Annotated in this window: 15 protein-coding genes and 2 pseudogenes; 8 read left to right on the forward strand and 9 right to left on the reverse strand. The window is 63.8% G+C overall.

The features are described 5' to 3' along the window. The first annotated feature begins 4 nt into the window (after window positions 1–4). From GEV38_RS08865 to GEV38_RS08880, 4 genes are all read left to right on the forward strand, one after another. Window positions 5–2,380 (forward strand): RND family transporter, encoded by a 2,376-nt coding sequence (locus GEV38_RS08865; protein ID WP_024086538.1) that lies wholly within the window; start codon window positions 5–7, stop codon window positions 2,378–2,380. Window positions 2,381–2,515: 135 nt separating this feature from the next. Continuing rightward, the gene (locus GEV38_RS08870) at window positions 2,516–2,806 is read left to right on the forward strand and encodes a DUF5629 family protein (RefSeq protein WP_015269450.1); all 291 of its coding nucleotides are present in this window, start codon (window positions 2,516–2,518) and stop codon (window positions 2,804–2,806) included. Next, the gene (locus tag GEV38_RS08875) at window positions 2,772–3,902 is read left to right on the forward strand and encodes a lactonase family protein (RefSeq protein WP_235891297.1); all 1,131 of its coding nucleotides are present in this window, start codon (window positions 2,772–2,774) and stop codon (window positions 3,900–3,902) included. The genes GEV38_RS08870 and GEV38_RS08875 overlap by 35 nt, the downstream gene beginning before the upstream one ends. Before the next feature lie 122 nt (window positions 3,903–4,024). Next, on the forward strand, window positions 4,025–4,204 hold the full coding sequence (locus GEV38_RS08880; protein WP_012271225.1) for a hypothetical protein: 180 nt from the start codon (window positions 4,025–4,027) through the stop codon (window positions 4,202–4,204). Between the two features lie 121 nt (window positions 4,205–4,325). Here the strand turns inward: GEV38_RS08880 and GEV38_RS08885 are convergent, their stop codons facing one another. From GEV38_RS08885 to GEV38_RS08895, 3 genes are read right to left on the reverse strand one after another with little or no spacing between them, the layout of a single operon-like run. Beyond that, window positions 4,326–4,919 (reverse strand): glutathione S-transferase, encoded by a 594-nt coding sequence (locus GEV38_RS08885; RefSeq protein ID WP_047932973.1) that lies wholly within the window; start codon window positions 4,917–4,919, stop codon window positions 4,326–4,328. Continuing rightward, window positions 4,916–8,560 (reverse strand): AAA family ATPase, encoded by a 3,645-nt coding sequence (locus GEV38_RS08890; RefSeq protein WP_054573350.1) that lies wholly within the window; start codon window positions 8,558–8,560, stop codon window positions 4,916–4,918. Before GEV38_RS08890 ends, GEV38_RS08885 begins: the two co-directional genes overlap by 4 nt. Beyond that, window positions 8,557–9,795: an exonuclease SbcCD subunit D C-terminal domain-containing protein gene (locus GEV38_RS08895; RefSeq protein WP_013971635.1), complete on the reverse strand. Its 1,239-nt coding sequence runs from the start codon at window positions 9,793–9,795 to the stop codon at window positions 8,557–8,559. Before GEV38_RS08895 ends, GEV38_RS08890 begins: the two co-directional genes overlap by 4 nt. A 307-nt stretch (window positions 9,796–10,102) precedes the next feature. Here GEV38_RS08895 and GEV38_RS27615 point away from each other — a divergent pair. The 4 genes and pseudogenes from GEV38_RS27615 to GEV38_RS08925 all read left to right on the forward strand — a co-directional run bounded on the left by GEV38_RS27615 (window position 10,103) and on the right by GEV38_RS08925 (window position 15,865). Beyond that, window positions 10,103–14,298, forward strand: a pseudogene (locus tag GEV38_RS27615) (RHS repeat-associated core domain-containing protein). Beyond that, window positions 14,291–14,845 carry a hypothetical protein gene (locus tag GEV38_RS08915; RefSeq protein ID WP_043935448.1) on the forward strand — a complete coding sequence of 185 codons (555 nt, stop codon included), beginning with the start codon at window positions 14,291–14,293 and terminating at the stop codon, window positions 14,843–14,845. Before GEV38_RS27615 ends, GEV38_RS08915 begins: the two are co-directional and overlap by 8 nt. Window positions 14,846–14,988: 143 nt before the next feature. After that, window positions 14,989–15,255 (forward strand): annotated as a pseudogene (locus GEV38_RS08920) (hypothetical protein); the annotation flags it as partial. A 178-nt stretch (window positions 15,256–15,433) separates the two neighbouring features. Continuing rightward, a complete protein-coding gene (locus GEV38_RS08925) occupies window positions 15,434–15,865 on the forward strand; it encodes a DUF2628 domain-containing protein (protein WP_015269456.1) in 432 nt (143 codons plus the stop codon). 201 nt (window positions 15,866–16,066) lie between these two features. Here the strand turns inward: GEV38_RS08925 and GEV38_RS08930 are convergent, their stop codons facing one another. The 6 genes from GEV38_RS08930 to GEV38_RS08955 form a co-directional block, all read right to left on the reverse strand. Then, window positions 16,067–16,225, reverse strand: coding sequence for a hypothetical protein (locus GEV38_RS08930; RefSeq protein ID WP_015269457.1), 159 nt, complete (start codon window positions 16,223–16,225; stop codon window positions 16,067–16,069). A 650-nt stretch (window positions 16,226–16,875) separates the two neighbouring features. Next, the gene (locus tag GEV38_RS08935; protein ID WP_054573349.1) at window positions 16,876–18,510 is read right to left on the reverse strand and encodes a BatD family protein; all 1,635 of its coding nucleotides are present in this window, start codon (window positions 18,508–18,510) and stop codon (window positions 16,876–16,878) included. Beyond that, window positions 18,507–20,225 (reverse strand): tetratricopeptide repeat protein, encoded by a 1,719-nt coding sequence (locus GEV38_RS08940; RefSeq protein WP_054573348.1) that lies wholly within the window; start codon window positions 20,223–20,225, stop codon window positions 18,507–18,509. The genes GEV38_RS08935 and GEV38_RS08940 overlap by 4 nt, the downstream gene beginning before the upstream one ends. Further along, window positions 20,222–21,298: a VWA domain-containing protein gene (locus GEV38_RS08945; protein WP_015269460.1), complete on the reverse strand. Its 1,077-nt coding sequence runs from the start codon at window positions 21,296–21,298 to the stop codon at window positions 20,222–20,224. Before GEV38_RS08945 ends, GEV38_RS08940 begins: the two co-directional genes overlap by 4 nt. Next, complete coding sequence (locus GEV38_RS08950; RefSeq protein WP_015269461.1) at window positions 21,291–21,785, reverse strand: DUF4381 domain-containing protein; 495 nt, start codon at window positions 21,783–21,785, stop codon at window positions 21,291–21,293. The genes GEV38_RS08945 and GEV38_RS08950 overlap by 8 nt, the downstream gene beginning before the upstream one ends. 13 nt (window positions 21,786–21,798) lie before the next feature. Continuing rightward, window positions 21,799–22,743, reverse strand: a complete 945-nt coding sequence (locus tag GEV38_RS08955; protein ID WP_013971643.1) for a DUF58 domain-containing protein — start codon at window positions 22,741–22,743, stop codon at window positions 21,799–21,801. Between the last annotated feature and the right edge of the window lie 3 nt (window positions 22,744–22,746).

Here is a 22,746-nt window from a genome sequence, read left to right on the forward strand (position 1 = left end):
CACCATGCATCCGCATCACCAGGACAAGGCCACGTTGCTCGAACGCCTGATCTTCAACAATCGCCCCGTGGTCATCGCCCTGTGCGTGCTGGTCAGCATCTTCCTGTTCTGGCAGGCCACGCAGATTCGCCCGTCCACCAGCTTCGAGAAGATGATCCCGCTGCAGCACCCGTTCATCGAGCAGATGATGGAGCACCGCAACGACCTGGCCAACCTCGGCAACACCGTGCGCATCTCGGTGGAAGCGGTGAATGGCGACATCTTCGACAAGGACTACATGGAGACCCTGCGGCAGATCCATGACGAGGTGTTCTACATCCCGGGCGTCGACCGTGCCGGGTTGAAGTCGCTGTGGAGCCCCAGCGTGCGCTGGAGCGAGGTCACCGAGGAAGGCTTCTCGGGTGGCGAGGTGATTCCCAACACCTACAACGGCTCGCAGGACAGCCTCGACACCCTGCGCGACAACGTGCTCAAGTCGGGCCAGGTGGGGCGCCTGGTGGGCAACAATTTCAAGTCCAGCATCGTCGATGTGCCACTGCTGGAGAGCTACCCCGACCCGCAGGACCCGGGCAAGCAGGTGAAGCTGGACTACCAGCAGTTCTCGCACCAGCTTGAAGAAAAGATCCGTGACAAGTTCCAGGCGCAGAACCCCAACGTGAAGGTGCACATCGTCGGCTTCGCCAAGAAGGTCGGCGACCTGATCGACGGCCTGGTGATGGTGGCGATGTTCTTCGGCGTCGCCCTGGCAATCACCTGGGTGCTGCTGTACTGGTTCACCTGGTGCATCCGCAGCACCATCGCCGTGCTCATCACCACCCTGGTGGCAGTGGTCTGGCAGCTGGGCCTGATGCATGCGGTGGGCTTTGGCCTGGACCCGTACTCGATGCTGGTGCCGTTCCTGATCTTCGCCATCGGCATTTCCCACGGGGTGCAGAAGATCAACGGTATCGCCCTGCAGTCGAGTGATGCCGACAACGCCCTGACCGCTGCCCGGCGCACCTTCCGCCAGCTGTTCCTGCCTGGGATGATCGCCATTCTCGCCGACGCCGTGGGCTTCATCACCTTGCTGATCATCGACATCGGCGTGATTCGTGAACTGGCCATCGGTGCTTCCATCGGTGTGGCGGTGATCGTGTTCACCAACCTCATCCTGCTGCCGGTAGCCATCTCCTACGTCGGCATCAGCAAGAAGGCCGTCGAGCGCAGCAAGCAGGACGCCACCCGCGAGCACCCGTTCTGGCGCCTGTTGTCGAACTTCGCCAGTGCCAAGGTGGCGCCTGTATCGGTGGCCCTGGCGCTGGTCGCCTTCGCCGGTGGCCTGTGGTACAGCCAGAACCTGAAGATCGGCGACCTCGACCAGGGCGCACCGGAGCTGCGCCCCGATTCGCGCTACAACCAGGACAACAACTTCATCATCAGTAACTACTCGACCAGTTCCGATGTGCTGGTGATCATGGTCAAGACCCCGCCGGAAAGCTGCTCGATCCACTCGACCATGGCGCCGATCGACGAGCTGATGTGGACCATGCAGAACACCCCGGGCGTGCAGTCGGCAATTTCCCTCGTGACCGTGTCCAAGCAGGTGATCAAGGGCATGAACGAGGGCAGCCTGAAATGGGAAACCCTGTCGCGCAACCCGGACATCCTCAACAACTCCATCGCCCGCGCCGATGGCCTGTACAACGGCGACTGCTCGCTGGCACCGGTGCTGGTGTTCCTCAACGACCACAAGGCCGAAACCCTGGAGCGGGTCACCGCCGTGGCCAAGGCGTTTGCCGACAGCCACAACAAGGAAGGCCTGCAGTTCCTGCTGGCGGCGGGCAACGCCGGGATCGAAGCGGCGACCAACGAGGTGATCAAGTCGGCCGAGCTGACCATCCTGATCCTGGTGTACATCTGCGTGGCGGTGATGTGCCTGATTACCTTCCGCTCGTTCGCCGCCACCCTGTGTATCGTCCTGCCGCTGGTGCTGACTTCGGTGCTGGGCAACGCGCTGATGGCCTACATGGGCATCGGGGTCAAGGTGGCGACCTTGCCGGTGGTGGCGCTGGGTGTGGGCATTGGCGTGGACTATGGCATCTACATCTACAGCCGGCTGGAGAGCTTCCTGCGCGCCGGGTTGCCGTTGCAGGAGGCGTATTACGAGACCCTGCGCTCGACCGGCAAGGCAGTGCTGTTCACCGGCTTGTGCCTGGCCATCGGCGTGTGCACCTGGATCTTCTCGGCGATCAAGTTCCAGGCGGACATGGGGTTGATGCTGACCTTCATGCTGCTGTGGAACATGTTCGGTGCGCTGTGGCTGCTGCCGGCGCTGGCAAGGTTCCTGATCAAGCCTGAGAAGATGGTGGGCAAGGAGGGGGGCTCCATTTTCGCTCATTGACCGCAGGGAGCCGCTCCTGCAGGGGAACGCGTATCGGCAGGCTGATGCGATCCCTGTAGGAGCGGCCTTGTGTCGCGATGGGCTGCAAAGCAGCCCCAGGGCTATAATGCCGACTCATTTCAGATTGGTACCCCCATGTCCCCCCTCGCCACCGCCCTGCAGTCCTGCGACATGCTCCTGATCGACGGCCTGCACGCCTTCGACTTCACCTCCGATGAATCCGGCCTCACCATCGAATGCATGGACGGCCGCCAGCTCCGCCGCTGGTCCTTCACCCCCGAGCAGATCACAGCTGCCATCGCCGTGGGTGACGAGTGGCAACTCGACGATGCCGACGGCGCGCATCGACTAGTCTGTATGAGTGCCTTTCGCGCCCCGGATGATGACGAAGATGAATCGGATCTGGACGAGCCTGCTGACCGCTAGCCTGATGAGCCTGACCATCCATGCCCACGCCGCCACCTTGCTGGTGGGCAGTTACACCGATGGCGGCAGCGAGGGCATCTACCGCTACGGGTTCGACGAAAAGACCGGTCATATCGACCCGTCGCCGCAGCAGGTGGTGGAGAGTGTCAGCCCTTCATGGCTGGTGCTGTCGGCCGATCAACGCCAACTGTTCGCGGTCAACGAAACCCCGAACGGCAATGTCAGCAGTTTCGTCGTCAGTGCAAAAGGCGAGATCAAGGCACTCAACCAGGTGACCAGCCAAGGTGACGAACCGACCCACGCCAGCCTCAGCCAGGACCAGCGTTATCTGTTCGTGGCCAACTACGCGGTCAAGCCCGATCCCGGCGGCAGCCTGGTGGTAGTTCCGGTGGCCAAGGACGGCAAGCTCAAGCCGGTGGTGCAACAGGCCCGGCACAAGGCGAGCGGGGTCAACCCCGAGCGCCAGGCCGGCGCCCATGTGCATTCGCTGGTGCTGTCACCGGACGGCCGCCACCTGTATGCCAGCGACCTGGGTGCCGACAAGGTGTTCATCTACCGTTACGACGGTGCCAGCGCAGACCACCCGTTGACGCCAGCGATCCCCGCGTCGGTGGACCTGCCGCCGGGCAGCGGGCCGCGCCACCTGTTGTTCGACGCCAAGGGCCGTCACGCCTACCTGACCCTGGAAATGAGTGCCGAAGTGGTGATGTTCGACGTGCAGGAGGGCAACCTGGTCGAACGCCAGCGCCTGCCCCTGACCGAGAGCAAGGAAGCTGCGGCGAAAGCGGCAGGTGGCTTGCACCTGTCGGCAGACGGGCGCTTTCTGTATGTGAGCAACCGCGGCACGGCCAACGAGATCGTGGCGTTCAGCGTGGGCAAGCAGGATGGCCAACTGACGTTCCTGCAGCGCCGTTCGGTGGAGGGGGATCATCCCCGCGAGTTCGCCCTCGATCCGAGTGACAACTTCCTGCTGGTGGCCAACCAGAAGAGCAACCAGATCGTGGTGATACGCCGCGATCCGCGCAGCGGCAAGTTGTTGGAGACGGTGCAGAAGCTGAAGCAGGAGGCACCGTCGGACCTGAAGTTCATCGAGTGATATCGATCGGCGTGATAATCGATACTGCCGCAATGAATTTTTGCCTGCGGCTTCGGCGGCGTAAGTTTGACCCAAGGCCCAAACGGGCCAACGTCAAACCACCGCCGTCGAGGTCAGCCCAGATGAACTTCAATCTCTTCCCGGTCATTGCCGCATCCGCCATTTCCGCTTCGGTCGTATTGCCGGCGCATGCCCATGCCGACAGCAGCGGCAAGGCGTCTGCTACCCATAGCTACACCGAACAGTACCTGCGCCAGAGTGCCAACTTCCATGCGGCATTGAGTGGCAAACACAACCACTGAATCCTGTACTGGCCCTATCGCCGGCAAGCCAGCTCCCACAGGGGTTGAGCAGGCCTCAGGTCCAGCGCCGTACCTGTGGGAGCTGGCTTGCCGGCGATAGGGCCAGTACAGGAAACAGCGTTCATTTGGCCATGACTGACCTGAACAGCTCCGAAGCCAACCACCCCTCCAGCCAGCTCCGCACCCGCGGATAAGCCGCCTCGGCGAACCACTGCGGTTCGACCCCGGCAAACTGGCGCATCAGGGGCAGCAACGCGGCATCGGCAATGCTCGGGTGCGTGGCCAGCAAGTAGGGCCTGCCCGCCAGCAGGCCTTCGAGCTCCGCCAGCCAGGCCTCGGCCTGCTGGCGGTAATGCTCGCGGGTATGCTCGGGGTAGCGCTCGGCATACTTGTACAGGTTCACCTGCGCCTTGAACGTGCTGTCGTTGCGCGCAATCAGTGTTTCAGCCTGCTGCGCCGCCGCAGGGTCGGCCTGCAGCCGCCAGTCCTGCGGGTCGTTTTGCGCCAGCGCCCAGCGCATGATGTCCAGGCTTTCTTCGAGCACGCCGGCGCCGGTATCCAGTACCGGCACCGTGCCCTTGGGTGACAGGGCCAGCAGTTCTGCCGGCTTGTTCTTCATCGCTACCTCGCGAATCTCCACCTCGCACCCCGCATAGCGCAGGGCCAGGCGCGCGCGCATGGCCCAGGGGCAGCGGCGGAACGAGTAGAGGATCACCCGCACACCTCCACGTCACTCAGGCCATTGCCTTGGCGGCGCACCTGGATCTGCACCGGGATGCGTTCGTGCATTTCCTGCACGTGGGAAATCACCGCCACCTTGCGGCCCTGGGCCTGCAAGCCGTCGAGGGCGTCCATGGCCAGTTGCAGCGACTCGGGGTCGAGGCTGCCGAAGCCTTCGTCGATGAACAGCGATTCGATGCGCAGCGTGCTGGAGGCCATCGAGGCCAGGCCCAGGGCCAGGGCCAGCGACACCAGGAAGGTTTCCCCGCCAGACAGCGAGTGCACCGAACGCAGTTCGTCACCCATCTCGGTGTCCAGCACCAGCAGGCCGAGGGCGCTGCCGCCGCGCTTGAGGCGGTAACGGCGGGCCAGCTGGCGCAGCTGGGCGTTGGCGTGGTGCAGCAGCAGGTCGAGGTTGTAGCCCTGGGCGATCTTGCGGAACACATCGCCCGAGGCCGAGCCGATCAGGGCGTTCAGGCGAGCCCAGCGTTGCCACTGCTGGTGGGCCTGTTCGATTTCCGCCGCCAGCGCCTGGTGCGCCTGTTGGCGACGCTGGTCATCGGCCTGCTGTGCACGCAGTTCGGCGCATTGCTGCTCATGGCCGGCCAGGCGTTCGCGCAGTTCGGTCAGGGCCTGTTCCAGGGCGTCGGCCGAGGTGTCCACAGTCATTTGCGCGGCATGTTGCTGCAGGCGTTGTTCACGTTCTTGCAGCAGCACGCGGCCCTGTTCGATGGCCTTTTCGGCGCCTTGCAGGCGCTGGCGCAGCTCATTTACCTGCGCGTCCTCCATGCCCAGCAGGCGATCCAGGCCGGCGTCGTCCAGTTCCGGGTGTTCTGCGCGCCACTGGGCGATCTGGCCCTGCAACTGCTGGCACTCGGCGTCCAGCGCCTGCTGCTGCTGGGTGTTGGCCTTGAGTTCGCTGGCCAGTTGCACGCCTTGGGTACGCAAGTCCTGCAGGCGCTGGGCAGTGTCGGCATCGAGGGCGCGGGCCTGCTCCAGCGCGGCGTCCATATGCTGTTGCCAGGCCTCGGCGCTTGCATGCCCGCCAAGCAGTTCGCCAAGCGAAGCCTGGGCCTGTTGGCGCTGCTCGTCGAGGGCGGCAAGTTTCTGCTGCAACTGCTGCTGGGTCTGCACGCGTGCCTGTTGCTGGTCGCGCAGCTTGTCCAGCTGGGCCTGGCGGGCTTGCTGTTCTTCCTGTTCGTCCTTGCGCTGCTCCAGTTGCTGCAGGCGCAGGGCGATCTGCTGGTCCAGGGCGAGGAAGGCATTGGCCGGGTCGTCGTTCAAGGCCTTGAGGGCTTCTTCGGGCAACACGCCGGCAAGGTCCTCAAGGCCTTGCTGCAACTGCTGCTCGTCGCTGACCAGGGCCTGGTGCTGTTGCTCCAGGTGGCGCTGGGCCTGCTGTTGCGCCTGCTGGGCGGCCTGCAATTGCTGGTTGAGACGGGCTGCATCTTTTTGCAGGGCGAGCAGGGCGCTCTGGCGTTTCTCGTCCTGGCCGATTTCTTCGTCCAGGCGTCGCAGCTGGCTGTCGAGCCAGGCACTGCGGGCATTGTCGTCCTGCGGTGCCAGGGCGGGCCACAGGCTGTGCGCCTGCACCTGGGCCACCAGCGGTTGTAGCTGTTCGCCCAGTTGCTGCTGTTGCTGCTGATAATCCTTGAGCTGGGCGTTGACCACGCCCAGCTGGGTGCGCAGCTCCACCAGCTTGCTGTTGAGGGTTTCGACCTGCTTCTGCGCGGCGTCTTCTTCGGCCTGGTCATGGCGACCCAGGCTTTGCAGCAGCGCTTCAGGCTGGTGGAACGGGTGCTCGGCGCTGCCGCACACCGGGCAGGGTTCGCCGTCGCGCAACTGGCCGCGCAACTCTTCGACGCTGGTGTTACGTGCCAGGCGCTGGCGTTCCAGCAACTGGCGGGTGAGGTTGAGCGCTTGCTCGGCGGACTCCAGCTCGGCCTTGGCGGCGGTGCCTTCGGTAATCAGCTGCTGGCGCTGCTGCATGGCCTGCTGCTGACGCAGGCGCACGGCCTCCAGCTGCTGGCGCAGTTCCAGTTCACGGCCATGCAGGCGTGACAGTTCCTCCACGGCGCGCTGCTGCTTGCGGTTGTCCTGCAGCATGCCACCCAGCAGGTCGATCTGTTCTGCCAGGGCCTGGGGTTCGGCCTTGGCTTCGCGGAACAGCAGCTCGAAGGCATCGCGCTCGGCCTGCAAGTGCGCATTGGCCTGGCTGGCCTGGGCCTGTAGGCCGGGCAGCTCTTCACGGCCTTTGGCCAGGCGGCCACCGATCAGCATCACTTGCTTCAGTTGCGGCAGGTAGGCGTGCCAGGCATTGGCCAGGCCCGCCAGGTGCTGGCTGTCGGCGAGCGCGGTGTCGATCTGCGCCAGTTGCTGCAGGCTGCGCTGCTGGTTGTCTTCCAGCTGCTGCAGGTGCTGCTGGCCTTCGGCGACCTGCTGCTCGGCCTGCTGGCCTGCGCTGCGCTGTGCTGCCAGCTCCTGCTCCAGGCGGGCCAGGTTGTCCTGGGCGGCAAAGGCCTGGCGCAGGCGAGGGGCGTTCTCGCTGTGTTGGGCCAGGCTATCGGCAAGTGCCTGACGCGCGGCGTCCAGCGCCTGTTCGAGCTCGCTGGTGCGCACTTGCAGCTCGGCTTGCTGCTGCTGTTGCTCGGCGATCTTCGCTGCCAGCGGTGCCAGTTGCGCGGTCAGTGCCTGCTGGCGGTGGAACTGGTGACGCTGCGGGGCCAGACGCTCCAGGCGCACGAGGTCCAGGCGCTGGTCAGCCAGTTGTTGCCAGTCCTGTTCGGCGGCCTGCAGCGCGGTACCGGCTTCGGCGTGCTGGGCCTGCAGCTGGCGCTGCTCGTTCAGCCAGTTGCGTTGCTGTTCCAGCTGGCGCTCGCCGGCCTGGTCGGCCTTGAATTGCTGCTGCGCCTGTTCCAGGCGCTGGTCGAGCTCGGCGCGGGCTTCGGTGGCCATCGGCAGCAGGTGGCTGGCACGGTCCTTCAGGGCATTGTGGGCCTCGCCGGCTTCGCGTGCCTTGCTGAAGGCCCGCTGGCCCAGGCGGGTGTAGATGGCGGTGTTGGTGAGCTTTTCCAGCAGCTCGCTGCGTTCTTTGTCGTCGGCCTTGAGGAAGGCGCCGAATTCGCTCTGGGCCAGCATCACCGCGCGGGTGAACTGTTCGAAGTTCAGGCCCAGGCGGGCTTCGACCAGTTGTTTGTACTCGTTCTTACCGCTGCCCAGTACCTGCTCGCTGTCCAGGTCGTAGAAGCTCTGGCGGCTGTGCTGCAGCTTGCCGTTGGCCTTGTCGCGGGCGCGGTTGGCTTCCCAGCGGGCGCGGTAGCGGCGGCCATCGATGCCGACGAAATCGACTTCGGCAAAGCCGCTGCCGGTGCCGCGGCGCAGCAGGTTGCGCGGGTCGGAGGTAGGGATTTCACCGTCTGCATCCGGCACCTTGGCCTCGCGGCCAATGTCGTTCAGCCGTGGCACGGTGCCGAACAACGCCAGGCACAGGGCGTCGAGCAGGGTACTTTTGCCCGCCCCGGTAGGCCCGGTGATGGCGAACAGGCCGGCGCTGGCCAGCGGTTCGGCGGTGAAATCGATATCGACCGGGCCGGCCAGGGATGCCAGGTTCTTCAGGCGGATGGCAAGAATCTTCATGGCTGTTCCTCTTCCTGCTGCACGTCCTGCAACAGCAGGGCGAAGTCGGCCAGCGCCTGTTCGTCGGCGGGGTTGCCATAGGCCTGCTCCCAGGCGCGGCTGAACAGGTCCTGCGGGGTCATCTGGGCCAGTTCGACAAAGGCCAGGTCATCGTCTTCGGCATTGTTGCGGCCGGCGTATTCGGCGCTGATGCGGATCAGGCGCACGGCCTTGCCTTGCAGTGCGGTTTCGATCTGCTGGCGCAGGTCGGGTTGCGGCTCATCCAGTATTACCCGTACCTCCAGCCAGGGCTGGCGGTTGGGGTCTTCGAGCAGGTCGATCACTGGCAGCTCGGCCAACTGCTCCAGCAGTTCGCCCAGTGGTGCCGGGCCGACCCGTTGCAGGGCCACGGCGCGCGGTACCGGGCGCGGTTCGACGCTCACCAGGCCAGTGCCGTCCAGCTCCACTTCCAGCACCTGGTGCGGGTAGTTGATTTCGGCGAACGACAGCGGGATCGGCGAGCCGCTGTAGCGGATGCGTTCTTCGCGGTTGACCTTCTGCGGCTTGTGCAGGTGGCCCAGGGCGACGTAGCTGATGGCCTTGTCGAACAGCTTGGCCGGTAGCGCCTCGGCGTTGCCGATGATCAGGCTGCGTTCGGAGTCCTCCGACACCGCGCCACCGGCCATGTGCGCGTGGCTGATGGCGATCAGCGCCTGGTCCTTCTTGCGCTTCTTTTGCGCGGCGGCGATCAGCTGCTGGTGCACCTGGGTAATGCCTTGCAGGTAGTCGTCACCCAGTTGCGGACCGGTCACTTCGGCCGGGCGCAGGAAGGGCAGGGCCAGGCACCAGGCGGCGACCTTGCCGCGGCCGTTGGTCAGCGGAATCAGCAGGCGCTCGGCGTCCAGCTGGCCCTCGTCCAGCCAGTGCACACGGCCCAGGGCATGGGTGCGCAGGCGGCGCATCAGCGCCGCGGGCAGCTCGATGCGCGAGCCGGAGTCGTGGTTGCCGGCGATCATCACGATGTCCAGCTTCGGCTGTTGCTCGTGGGCCTGGACGATGAAGTCGTAGAGACGTTCCTGGGCTTTGACCGGCGGGTTGACCGTGTCGAAGATATCGCCGGCGATCAGCAGCGCATCCGGCTGGCGCAGGCGCAGCTGGCCGAGCAACCAGTCGAGGAAGCAGGCGTGTTCGAAGTCGCGTTCCTGGCCGTGCAGGCTTTGGCCCAGGTGCCAGTCGGAGGTATGAAACAGACGCATGGATGACCTGTTGGTGTCGAGTCGAGCAAGCGGGGGCTTGGCTTGGGTGATGGGTGTTCCGCAAGGGCGGTATGGTAACCCAAGCCTATGCGGCAAGGCAGTCGCTCCTGGCGGGTAAGTGCTTTCCTACAAGCAGGTCCGCGCACTGAACGCCTTGTTCATTGACGGCCTAACGGCGTTTTCCTAGCGTCCTTGGGTTTCAAGCCTCAAGGACGCAACAATGATCAAGGATCTGACCGAGCGCTCGCTGCTTCAGTCTTGTCGTTCATTCACGTTGCACAACTTGGCCGAACAGGAGTAACCCCTCATGTTCGAAGCGGCCAGGTTTGGCGACGAGATTTCACACACCGGCGCATTGGGCGGCTTTCTGCTGGGCGCTGCCCTGGGTATCGCACTGGTGGCCACGGTGGCCATCGCCACCTTCACCTGCGGGTTAGGCGTGGCTTTGCTGGCCGGCCTCGCAGCAGGTCTCGGGGGCAGCTTGCTGACCGCTGCCGGCGAGGCACTGGGAAGTCTGTTCTCATCCCCCTCAGGGACGATAACGACTGCCTCACCCAACGTGTTCATCAACAGCCGCAAGGCCGCCCGCGTCGAAAAAAGCATCGGCACCTGCGACAAACATCCTGGCCCGGTGCAGATCGCCGAAGGCTCGACCAATGTCTTCATCAATGGCGTCGCGGCGGCGCGCAAGGGCGACAAGCTGACCTGCGGCGCGACCATTTCCGGGGGTTCGAACAACGTCTTCATCGGCGGTGGCACTTACCGCTACCTGCCCGTGGATGACGAAGTCCCGGAGTGGCTGCGCACCACCGTGGATGTGCTGATGGCGATTGCTGGCGCAGCCAGTGGCCTCGCGAATGTGCTCAAGATGGGTACCCAGGCCGGTATGAAGGCCGCCCTACCTTGTGCCCTGAAATTCACGGCCGGCTTCATTGCCGGCGAAGTGGCCGCCCGCTACATGGTCGAACCCGTGGCACGCAGGGTTTTGGGTGGACTGGTTGGCAACCCGGTCGACCTCACCACCGGTCGCAAGCTGATCCCCGACGAGATCGACTTCAGCCTGCCCGGGCTGATGCCGATCGAGTGGTCACGTTTCTACGCCAGCGACCTTACCGTCGACAGCGTGCTCGGGCGCGGCTGAGTGCTGCCCTGGGAGCAAAGTCTGCGTCGGCGGGGCTCATTCATTTACCTCACCGACAACCAAGGCCGCAAAGTTCCGTTCGTGACCCTGCAACCGGGCGAACGGATCTACAACCCGCACGAGCAGGTGTACCTGGTCTGCACCGAGGGCGGCCACTACATCCTGCAAACGCTGGACAACCTGTTCTTCTACTTCGGCGAAGTGCCAGACACCAACACCGAAGTGCCGCTGCAACGCATCGAGAACGTTCTCGGTCACTTCCTGCATTTCACCCGCACGCCCGATGGTACGCTGACCGACATCAGCGCCACCGGCGGTACCCGCGTGCACCTGCACTACGACCACCCGCTGGGCCGCCTGACCGACATCAAGCGCGTGGTGAACGACCAGGCCGTCGAAACGCTCACCCAGTACCGCTACGATGAACACGGCCAGCTGAGCGCGGTGATCAACCGCAACGGCCACACCGTGCGCAGTTTCAGCTACGCCGAAGGCCTGATGGTGACCCACAGCAATGCGCTGGGCCTGGGCTGCCATTACCGCTGGGAAACCCTCGGCGGCCAGCCGCGGGTGGTCGAGCACTGGACCACCGATGGCGAACACTACCACTTCCGCTACGACCTCGATGCCCGTACCAGCTGGGCCACCGACGTGCTCGGCCGCGAGCTGGAAGTGCAGTACAACCCCGACCACCGGGTGATCGCCAGCCGCGACTACGGCGGCGAACGCTACGCCGCCGAGCTAGACGACAATGGCAACATGGTCGACCTGACCTTGGCGGACGGTAGCTGCCTGCAATTCAAGTACGACGAATTCTCCCGTCTGCTCGAAGAGACCGACCCGCTGGGCCGCAAGACCACCTACGAATATCACCACCTGACCACGCTGGTGACCCAGGTCAGTTACCCGGATGGCAGCACCTGGCGGGCGCGCTACGACGCCAAGGGCAACCTGCTCGCCGAATTCGATGCCCTGGGTCAAATGACCGAATACCTGAACAGCGATGACGGCCTGCCGCACACCATCATCGACGCGACCTACAAGTCCAAGTACCTGTGGTGGAACACCTTGGCCCAGGTCGAGCGTTACCAGGATTGTTCGGGCAAGAACACCTGGTACCGCTACGACGAACGCCAGCACCTCGTCGCGGTAACCGATGCGCTGAACCAGACCACCACGCTGGAGCGCAAGCCTGACGGTGAGGTGCTGCGCATCAGTCACCCCGACGGCACGGCGGAAACTTTCACCTACAACGACCTTGGTCAGGTGCTCGACCACACCGATGGCAAAGGCCAGATCACCCGCCTGCTACGCACTTCCCGTGGTTTGCCGAGTAACCGCCGGGACCCGAAAGGAGGTGTGGTTCGTTACGAGTACGACAAGGCTTGGCGCCTGACCGGGTTGGTGAACGAGAACAACGCCACGTACCGCTTTGCCTATGACGCCTCGGACCGGCTGACTGAAGAAGTGCGGGTGGATAACCTGACCCGGCGTTTCAGCTACAACCTCGGCGGCCATCTGACCCGGCTGGATGAGATTGGTTATGGCGAAAATGCCGAGCGGCCGGAGCGGCATACGCTGTTCGAGCGTGACAGCATTGGCCGGTTGGTCGCCAAGATCAACCGCGATGCGAGCCAGACCTTCGCGTACGACGACGGAGACCGGTTGCTGAGCATCGAGCGGCAGCCGACCGGGATCGGCAAGCAGCTAGGGATCACGGAAGAGAAGCTGGAGTACGCCTACGATCTGCTGGGGCGGCTGACCAAAGAAATCACCCCCGACGGCACGCTCGGCTACGAGTACGATCCGCTCGGCAACCTGACTACGCTGACCCTGCCGGATGGCCGCAAGGTCAACCACCTGTACTACGGCAGCGGGCACCTGCACCAGCTGAACCTGGATGGCCAGGTGATCAGCGACATGGAGCGTGACGACCTGCACCGGGAGGTGTACCGGACCCAAGGCAAGCTCACCAGTTGTTTCGGTTATGACGCGATGGGGCGCAAGGCGTGGCAATACGCATCGATGCTGCCGGCCGACAAGCTGTCGCAAGTGCACAACACTGGCATCAATACCTCGCTGCTGGTGGAGCATGCCTACAACCCGATTCACCGCCGTTATCAGTACGACCCGGCAGGTGAACTGGTGCGTACGCTCGACAAGCTGTGTGGCGAGATCAAGTACGAGTACGAAGCGAAGGCCAGTTGCGCAGCCGCGATACGGGCTCGCTGGTTGGCAGCGAAGAGTTTCGTTACGACCCTGCGGGCAACCGCCTGGATTTCAATGCCCGGCAATTTGCCAAGTCCAGGGACAACCGCATCACACACTGGCGGGACCAGGAGTACCGTTACGACCCGTGGGGCAACCTGATCGAAAAATGCTCGGAATATGGCAACCGGTTGCAGCGCTTCGGTTATGACGGTGAAAACCGGCTGGTGCGGGCGGAGACATGGGGCAATGGCAAGCTGGAGAGTGCCGGGCACTACCGTTATGACAGCCTGGGGCGGCGGGTGGCCAAGCTGGCTGAGATCAATGGGCAGGTCGAGCAGAAGCGCTTCCTCTGGCAAGGGCTGAGGATGCTGCGCGAGGAAACGCCCGGGCAGAGCATCCTGTACCTGTATGAGCCGGGTAGCTATGCGCCGTTGGCGCGGGTTGATCAGGCGGAAGGAGAGGAGCAGAAGCTTTATTATTTCCATACTGACCAGATTGGTACGCCGCTGGAGGTCACGGACAGTGACGGTAAGATCGTCTGGCAGGCGACGTATCGCTCGTGGGGGGCAATAGAGGGTCTGCCGATCAATGAGATCGAGCAGAATTTGCGTTTCCAAGGTCAGTACTTTGATAGCGAAACGGGACTGCACTACAACACGTTCCGCTACTATGATTCGGAGGTCGGTAAATATATATCGCATGACCCAATAGGCTTGTTAGGCGGAATAAACTTATATCAATATGCGCCGAACCCTGTTAGCTGGCTGGATCCTTTGGGATGGATTACCTATAATACGATGCCTGCGATAGATGGTTTCCAGAAGCATCATATTATCCCGCAGCAGCTATCTAATCATGCGGCCATGCAGGCGGGCGAGGTGAATATTCATAAGCTGTCCAATATTATTTATCTGCCTAAGTATGAGGAGAACCATCCGGTGCGAACGGTGCATCGTGGCTCTCACGCGCAATATAATTCGGCTGTAGAGAAGAAACTGGATATTATTCACGAATACGGCAAGAAAAATGGCTGGACCAAAGCGGACTACCAGAAGGCTATTCACGGAGTCATGGTTGATGAGAGAAAAGGTCTGCGTGCAGGTAAAACGATGCTGAATAAAAACTCTGTTCGGGGAGCGACTTGTGGCTAAAAATTTTATACTTTCTATTTCAGATGACTATCCTGAAAGTTATTGGCTGAAGACAAAGATGTTGTCTGGTGAGGATTCTGGGATTTTCAAAGAGTGCGTGGTTGTAAGCAAGGATATAAAAGTCTGTTTCGAGGGGCCGAAAAGGGTCAGTACTTCCAAGCTCCTTAGCTATGATTTTTTTTTCAGTGATGGGCCCAATTTGATTTCGCCGCGGCTCTACGAACTAATGAGGAGAGAAAGTATTTCTGGTGTTCAGTTTGTGGATGCGGATCTACTGATAGGTGAGGCTTCCTATACTGGTTACAAGATATTCAATGTTATAGGTAAATCACCAGCCTTTAACTTGAAAGAATCGGTTAGTGAGCCGTTACTTAGCTATATGCCAGATGGTCCGAGGTGGTTCAGTAAGATAGTTTTGGATAATGAGGCGGTGCTTTCTAGTGATGTCGTTAGGGCTGAAGAGGACAGCCCTACGATTGTGGTGACTGCTCGCGTCAAGTCTGTTTTGGAGAATGGCTTGGTGCGCGGGGTGCAGTTTAAGGATTAGATGCCTGTGCCGTCGAGTTTTCCCGAGAGTTATTTTCTGTGTAAATTTTTTTTTGTACGACTTTGATGGCGTGATCTTTAACAGTTAAAATAGACTGGCTCTGCCAAATTGCTGGCGGAGCCAAATATTTTTAGGGCAAATACGGTCAGCGCAACCCGCACGAGCAGGTGTACCTGGTGTGCACCGAGGGCGGCCACTACATCCTGCAAACGCGGGACAACCTGTTCTTCTACTTCGGCGAAGTGCCAGACACCAACACCGAAGTGCCGCTGCAACGCATCGAGAACGTTCTCGGCCACTTCCTGCATTTCACCCGCACGCCTGACGGTACGCTGACCGACATCAGCGCCACCGGCGGCACCCGCGTACACCTGCACTACGACCACCCGCTGGGTCGCCTGACCGACATCAATTGGTGAACAACGAATTTCTGATCGCGCCGATCTGGAAGCCTTGAGTGTTTCGTGACTTGGCTCTCGCTTTGCGGGAGGTATCAAGCTTGCCCTCAAAGGCATGCTGATTTACCCTCCGAACCGGCCATGATCATGGCTATTCGACACTCACGGACGACGATCACAGGAGTCACCAATGGAAGGCATCCCACAAACCCAATCCACCCCAGATAACCTCAAGCCAAAATGGCGGGAGCGTTTCGCTTTCTTCGATCAGTACGGCGCACCCACCTCCGAGCCCTACAAAGCCGCTTTCCGCGCCTTGCCATTTGGCAAGAAGCTGCTGATCAACAACAACTTCATCGCCTTTTTCTTCGGCCCGATCTACTGGTTCGTGCTGGGGCTGTGGAAGAAGAACCTGGTCATGCTGGCCATCATGATCGCCATCGGCGTTCTCCTGAGCTACTACGAGATCGCGACGGGTAGCGAGATCCCGCGCCCGGTGGATAACGGCATCAGCATGGCGTTTGCGTTTCTGTACAGCTTCCTGACCAACCGTGCCTACTACCTGAAGCAGACCAAAGGGCAGCAGAGCTGGAACCCGTTCGAGGGGCAGCGGTTCATCTGAGCCGTCAGCCAGTTCAACCGGTGCTCGCAGGTTGATGAAGCCCTGATCACGGTCTCTGTAGGAGCGGCCTTGTGTCGCGAAAGGGCCGCAAGGCGGCCCCGGCGATTTTGCGGTGATGCGCAGATCCTGGGGGCGCTTCGCACCCCTTTCGCGACACAAGGCCGCTCCTGCAGGGGTCGCGCATGTCTTGGGGCTGTGTAGTCAGTGCCGGGTGATATCCCCGGTTTGCCGGTGCAACAGCAACTCGGCCAAGGCCTTGGTCATCTGTACGTGATGCACCGCGTTGACCAGCATGTTGATGCCGGGCTCGCCGGCATTGGCGCAGATGTATTCGTCCAGCGAGTCTTCGATGCCGGCCATCAGCTGGAGGGTGTGGATCAGGGCGTCAACCGAGGGTGTGTCCTGGTTGATGGTGTAGAAGGGACGGGCCGTTAGTTTTACGGGTGGATCGGGGACGATCCTTTTTTATGATTCAAACCCTTTGCTTGATCAGAGAATGCCACCACCGCAACCTTCTCACGGGTTTAGGTGGCAGCCGTGCGCGGGGTGAGAAACCGAGGAAGCAAAGGAAAACTCGGCCAGACCGAAGTCTGCCCGCGCGCGGCCGCCATGAAAGCTGACGGAATTTGCTTATCGTCGGGTTCTCACACCCGGTCACCGAAGCGCCCCGGAAGCTTTATCCGTGAGGTGTTTCCCCGACAACAGTGATAGTTCGGCAGCGCGCGTAGGATAATTCCTAAGCGGGTTGATCCTGAAGCATTGGGGGGCAGGTTCAGAAATATCTTACGGTGGCACCGGCTGCGCCGGTGTTCGCGGGCACGCCCGCTCCCACAGGGGGGGTGTAAGCAGCCAATGACTGTAGGAGCAGCCTTGTGCTGCGAAGAGGCCGGTATGACAGAAGACTGTCTGTGGCAGTCATGGCCTCTTCGCAGCACAAGGCTGCTCCTACAGGCCGGCGCGGTCACTGTGGGAGCGGGCATGCCCGCGAAGAGGCCTGCACAGGCAGCACATCACTTGGGATAGAGCGGCGGCAGGCTGCCGTTCTCGCCGGTCGGCAGCAATACCTGCTCAGCCGGGGGAATCGTACCGATCGCCCGCCACAAATCTTCACCCTGCCAATACTGCCCGCTCTCGCTATACAGCGCCCCATTCAACCCATCCAGTGCATCCGACAACGGCACGAACCGCGCCGCCATCTCGGCCAGGGTCTCCGGCTGCTGGCGGGCCCAGGCGTCCAGCGCCTGGCGGGTTGCCTGTGGGTCGTTGGCCTGGCACGCGCGCTTGAGATCATCCAGCAAGGTACGTGGGCTCGGCCCGGCCTGCGCGGCACGCAGCACCGCTGGCTGCGAGCGGGCGCGCCACCACAGGGCAAAGCCCAGCACGGTGGTGAGGGCGAACACCAGGGTGGCCAGCTGCCAGGGCCACAGCAAGCTGCTGGCACTGCTGTTGTCGCCGACCGGGGTGTCGGCGCTCAGCGCCGGGTTGTCCTGCACATTCAGCGTGCGCGCCGGCAGGCTGCTGTGCTCCAGGTGGTCTTCTCGGGTATTCCACCAGGCCACTTCCAGCGCCGGCAGGGCCAGCGCGCCGCTGTGGGTCGGCACCAAGGCTTCGCGCTCTTCGCGGTTGGCAATCATCCCTCGTTCGCTGATTTCGTTGCGCAGCAATGGCTGGTCGGGGTACCGGCGCAGGCCGGTGATTTCGGTGGCTGGCAGCGGTGGCAGCTGGGTGCTGGACAAGCCTTCGGCACGCAGGGTGATGTTGCGGGTCAGCGAGTCGCCAATCTGCACCTGCTGGTTGCCAGGGTCGGGGTTCCAGTGCTCTTCAAGTGTCAGGCTGCGGGCCGGTAGCCAGGGCACGCCAGCAGGCCAGGCCGCCGGAATCGGCCGCACGGCCAGGCGCAATGGCAACGAACTGACCTGCACCTGGTGGCCGGCCCGGGTCGTGCCGTTGGCTTGCGGGGCCTCGTCCTGGCTAGCGGCGGCGGTGGCGGTGAAAGTCAACGGTGGGATGTCGAGGGTGCCGCTTTGTTGGGCATACACGGCATAGCGGGTTTCGATCACGCCGTGGCGGACGCCGTTGATTTCCTTTTCATAGGTGCGCGATTCACCCAGCGGTTCGACTTTGGCGTTTTCCAGTTGCAGCGGGCTGAGGCTGCTGTCGTCGTACAGTGCCACCGAATGGTAGATGCGCAGGGTGAGCACGGCCTGGGCCTGTACGTAGACCTCGCTGCTGTCGAGCGTGGCTTCGATGAACACCTGCGAGGCACTGTCCTGGCGGCTGGCATCGGCCTGCAGCACTTGCAGTTCGATGGCCTGGCTGTGCGACTGGCCCAGTTGCAGTTCGGGGATGCGCAGGCTGCCGCTGCGTCGCGGCAGCAGGGTGATGATCCAGCGGGTACTGGCGCGGGTTTCGCCGTCGAGGCTGTGCAGGCTGTTCAGCTGGCGCGTGCCGCGCACTTCGAAGTCACCCTCCAGCGCGCGCAGGTCGGGCTTGCCGAACTGGGTGACGTCCTGGCTTTCCAGAGTCAGCTCCAGGCTTTCGCCGGCTTCCAGGCGGGTACGGTCGACGCTGGCGCGCAGCAACGGTTCGGCCTGGGCCAGCACGGCCCACAGCAGACAGAGGAGAAAGACGCCGAAGCGACTCATCGTGAGGTTTCCTGATGCAATTGCTGTTCATACCAGAATTTGCGCCGCAGCAGCTCCGCCGGGTTGTCGGGGATCTCCCGCAGCCATTGTTCCAAGGCCTGGCGCTGTTCGGTATCAAGGCTGGTCGATACCGGGCGCTGCGGCGGCTGGATGACGCTGTCGTCCGCGCCCGCTTGGTTGCCGGGCGTTACCTGGCTGTTGCTGCTGCCTTCGCCGGGCTGTTCGGCGCTGGCCTGTTCGTCGTTGCCGGGCGTGCCCTGGGCCGGGCTGCTGGCCGAGCTGCTGTTGCCTTCGGTTTCGCTGCCGGGCGTGCCTTGGGTATCGCTGCTGGCCGGTTGTTCCTCGGCAGTGGCCTCGCGCTGTTGCAGCAGTTGCTGCACCAGTGCCTGGTTGTCCAGCGCCGCTTGCAGGTCGGGTTGGCGTTCCAGGGCTTGTTCGTAGGCGTCCAGCGCGGCTTCCAGCTCACCGCTGCGGGCCAGGGCGTTGCCTCGATTGTAGTGTGCGGCGGCGGTGTCGCCTTGGGAAAAGGCTTCGGCAGCGCCGGCATAGTCGCCGGCCTGGTACAGGGCCATGCCGCGCCATTGCGGGTCCTGGAACTGGCGCGCGGCGCTGGCCGGGCGGTTCTGCTCCAGCAGGCGCTGGCCTTGCTGGTCGGGGCGCAGCCACAGGTCGTTGAACTCGAAGGCCTGGCTGGGCTGGGGCAGGGCCAGCAGCAGCGGCAGGCAGAACAGCCAGCCGCGTCGGCCGGCACAGGCGGCCAGCAGCAACAGCGGCAGCAGCAGCCAGTACCCCTGGTCGGCCCAGCTGTCCAATTGCAGGGTCTGGCCATCATTGCGCCCGGTGCGCGGGCTGTCGAACAGGCCCAGGCCTCGCAGGTCGAGGTCGTCGATGCGAGCATGCCGGTAGCGCCCGCCGGTGCCGTTGATGAAGCCCTTGAGGCTGGCGCTGTCCAGGCGTGGCAACAGGATGCCGCCCTGGTCGTCCTTCAGGTATTCGCCATTGGCCTGGCGCACCGGTGCGCCTTCGCTGCTGCCGATGCCCAGCATCAACAGGCTCGGGCCCTGCCGGCCGAGGGCCTGGGCGATGCCTTCGCGCTCCGGGGCGCTGAGCGACGAGCCGATCAGCAGCAGGCGGCCCTGGCCCAGGCCGCTCTGGGCAAGCAGGGCGAGGCCTTTTTGCACGGCCAGGTCGGCGCGCTGGCCGGGCTTGGGCATGATCGATGGGTCGACCGCCTCGAGCAGGTTGCGGCTGGTGGCCAAGTCATCGGACAGCGGCACCAGGGTGTGTGCGGAGCCAGCGTAGACCACCAGCGCGGTCTGGCTGTCGCGGCGGTGCTCCAGCAGGTCGAGGATTTTGCGCCGCGCCTGCTCCAGGCGGTTGGGCGGGCTGTCCTCGGCGAGCATCTGCGGGGTCAGTTCGAGCAGGATCACCAGTGGGTCGGCCGGGCGCTGGCGGCTTTCTTCCACGCGCTGCCAACTCGGCCCGAGCAGCGCCAGGATCACCAGCACCCAGGCCAGGCCCAGCGCCACCCACGGCAGCTTGCTGGTGCTGCCGCTGCCACCGCCGAGCAGGACGCCATGGAACGCCGGTGGCAGAATCATCTGCCAGCGCCCGGCGCGCTTGCGCCGGTGCCACAGTTTGTACAGCAGCCAGGCGAGCAGAGGTACGGCCAGCAGCCAGAGCGGGCGCAACCATTCGGGCCACAGTTCGATCATCGCCGCCTCCTCAGGCGCAGGCGCTTCAGGCGCTGGCGCCATTCCGGGTGCGGTTGCAGGAAGCGCGGCTTGCGCAGCAGGCGGTGCAGCAGGTTGTCGGGCCATTGCACGGCCAGCACCAGCAGCACGCTCAGCAGCAGGGCAAGGGCCAGGGGCCAGGCATACAGGGCCTTGGCCGTGCGCGCCTGGGTCGGTTGCTGGGCCACCGGTTCGAGCTGGTCGAGGGTGTCGCCGATGGCGTCCAGTTCGGCGCCGTCATGGGCGCGGAAGTAGGTGCCGTGGGTGATATCGGCAATTTCCTTGAGCGAGGCTTCGTCCAGGTCCAGGCTCGGGTTCAGGCCGAGCAGGCCGGGGGTGCCGCTGGCTTCGGGGTTGGCGCCGATGCCGATGGTGTAGATGCGCACGCCTTCCTGGGCTGCCAGGCGGGCGGCGGTCAGCGGGTGGATCTGCCCGCCGTTGTTGGCACCGTCGGTGATCAGCACCAGCACCCGGCTTTGTGCCGGCCGTTGACGCAGGCGCTTGACCGCCAGGCCAATGGCGTCGCCGATGGCGGTGTTCTTGCCGGCGATGCCGATCTGCGCCTCGTCGAGGAAGGTACGCACGGTACGTCGGTCGAAGGTGAGCGGGGCCTGCAGGTAGGCCTGGCTGCCGAACAGGATCAGGCCCACGCGGTCGCCTTCGCGGTCCTGCAGAAAGTCGCCGAGCAGCGCTTTGACCAGGTCGAGGCGGCTGATCTCTTCGTTCTGCCACTGCATGTCAGGGAAGTCCATCGACCCGGACACATCCACCGCCACCAGCAGGTCGCGGCCACTGGCAGCCACTGGCACCGGCTCGCCCAACCATTGCGGGCGGGCGGCGGCGCACAGCAGCAACAGCCAGATGACGACAAAGGGCGCCTGCTGGCGCCAGGTCGGCAGGTTGAGCCGCGCGCGGCGCCCGGCCAGGCCTTCGAGTTCGTCGAGGAAGCCCACCTTGAGCACCGGTTCGCCGCTGTCGGCGGCCGGCAGCACCAGGCGCGCCAGCCACGGCAGCGGCAACAGGGCGAAGACCCACGGCCAGGCCAGTTCAAACATGCTTGCGAATCCAGGTTTCGACGGCTTGGCTGAGCCCGGCGATGGCCTTGTCGTCGAGCTTGCACTCGGGTTTGTAGGCGCCTTCGACCAGTACCATCCAGCGCGTCAGGCCGGCGGCCGGGCAGCGGTTGTCGAGAAACGCCAGCCACTGGCGGCCGTTGAGGGTATGGCTGTTGGCACCCGGGTAGTGGCTGCGGCACAGGCGCTTGAGCAGGGCGTTGATCTGTTGCAGCCAGGCCCCGGCCGGGGCGCCGTCGTAGGGGCGCGGCAGGCGGGCCAGTTCGGCCAGCGCTTCCACGCGTACCGGGTCCAAGGGTTGTTCGGCACGCACGATACGGCGTTTGCCCGGGCGCCAGTGGCGCACCCGCCACAGGCCCCAGGCCAACAGCGGCAGCACGGCCAGCAGCAGCCACCAGCCGGGTGCCGGTGGCCAAAGGCCGATCGGCGCGGGGGCGATCAGCGGCTGCAGTTGATCAAGCGGGTTCATTGGCCGCTGCTCTTCATGACGCGCTCCGTGGCCGCTGGGCGTTCAGGTACTCGCGCAGTTGCTCGATCATGTCGCTTTGGGTGCTCAGTGGCATCAGCAGCACGCGCAGCTTTTGCGCCATCAGCTCCCAGCGCTCGATACGCGCTTCGGCCTGCTGGCGGTAGGCCTGGCGCAGGTTGGCGTCCAGGGTGTCGAGCTCCAGCTGCGCGCTGCGCTGGGCGAAGCGCAGCAGGCCGGCGGCGGGCAGGGCATGATCGAGCGGGTCGGACACCGGCATCAACAGCAGGTCGCAATGGCGCGAGAGCATGGCCAGGTGCTGCTCCACCTGGGCAGTGAGCGAGCGCTCATCGCAGATCACGATGGCCAGGCTGCCGGGGCGCAGCACTTCGCGGGCGCGGCGCAGGGCCAGGCCGAGGCTGTCGGCACCGGGCGTGGCCTCGGTGTGCAGCGCCTGGTTGACCTTGGCCAGGCGGTTGAGCAGTTGCAGCAGGCTCTGCTTGCTGCGCCGGGGCTTGATTTCGTGGTGCTCGTTGTCGCCGAACACCAACCCGCCAATGCGGTCGTTATGGCCCAGCGCGGCCCAGCCGAACAGCGCTGCAGCCTGGGCGGCCAGCACCGACTTGAACATCAGCCCCGAGCCGAAGAACAGCCGTTGGCTCTGCTCGACAAGAATGAAGATGGGCCGTTCGCGCTCTTCGTGGAACAGCTTGGTATGCGGCTCCTGGGTACGCGCGGTAACCCGCCAGTCGATGTTGCGCACATCGTCGCCAGCCTGGTAGACGCGCACCTGGTCGAAGTCCACGCCGCGCCCGCGCAGCTTGGAGTGGTGTAGGCCCACCAGCGGGCTGCGCTGGCCGGGCCGGGAAAACAGCTGGATTTCGCGCACGCGGTGGCGCATGTCGATCAGCTCGGCAAGGCCGATGCGGATGCCGGGTTCGGCCAGCGATGCAGTGGGCATGGG

Origin of the sequence: Pseudomonas sp. 13159349, assembly GCF_013305685.1 — a bacterium.
Lineage (GTDB): Bacteria > Pseudomonadota > Gammaproteobacteria > Pseudomonadales > Pseudomonadaceae > Aquipseudomonas > Aquipseudomonas asiatica.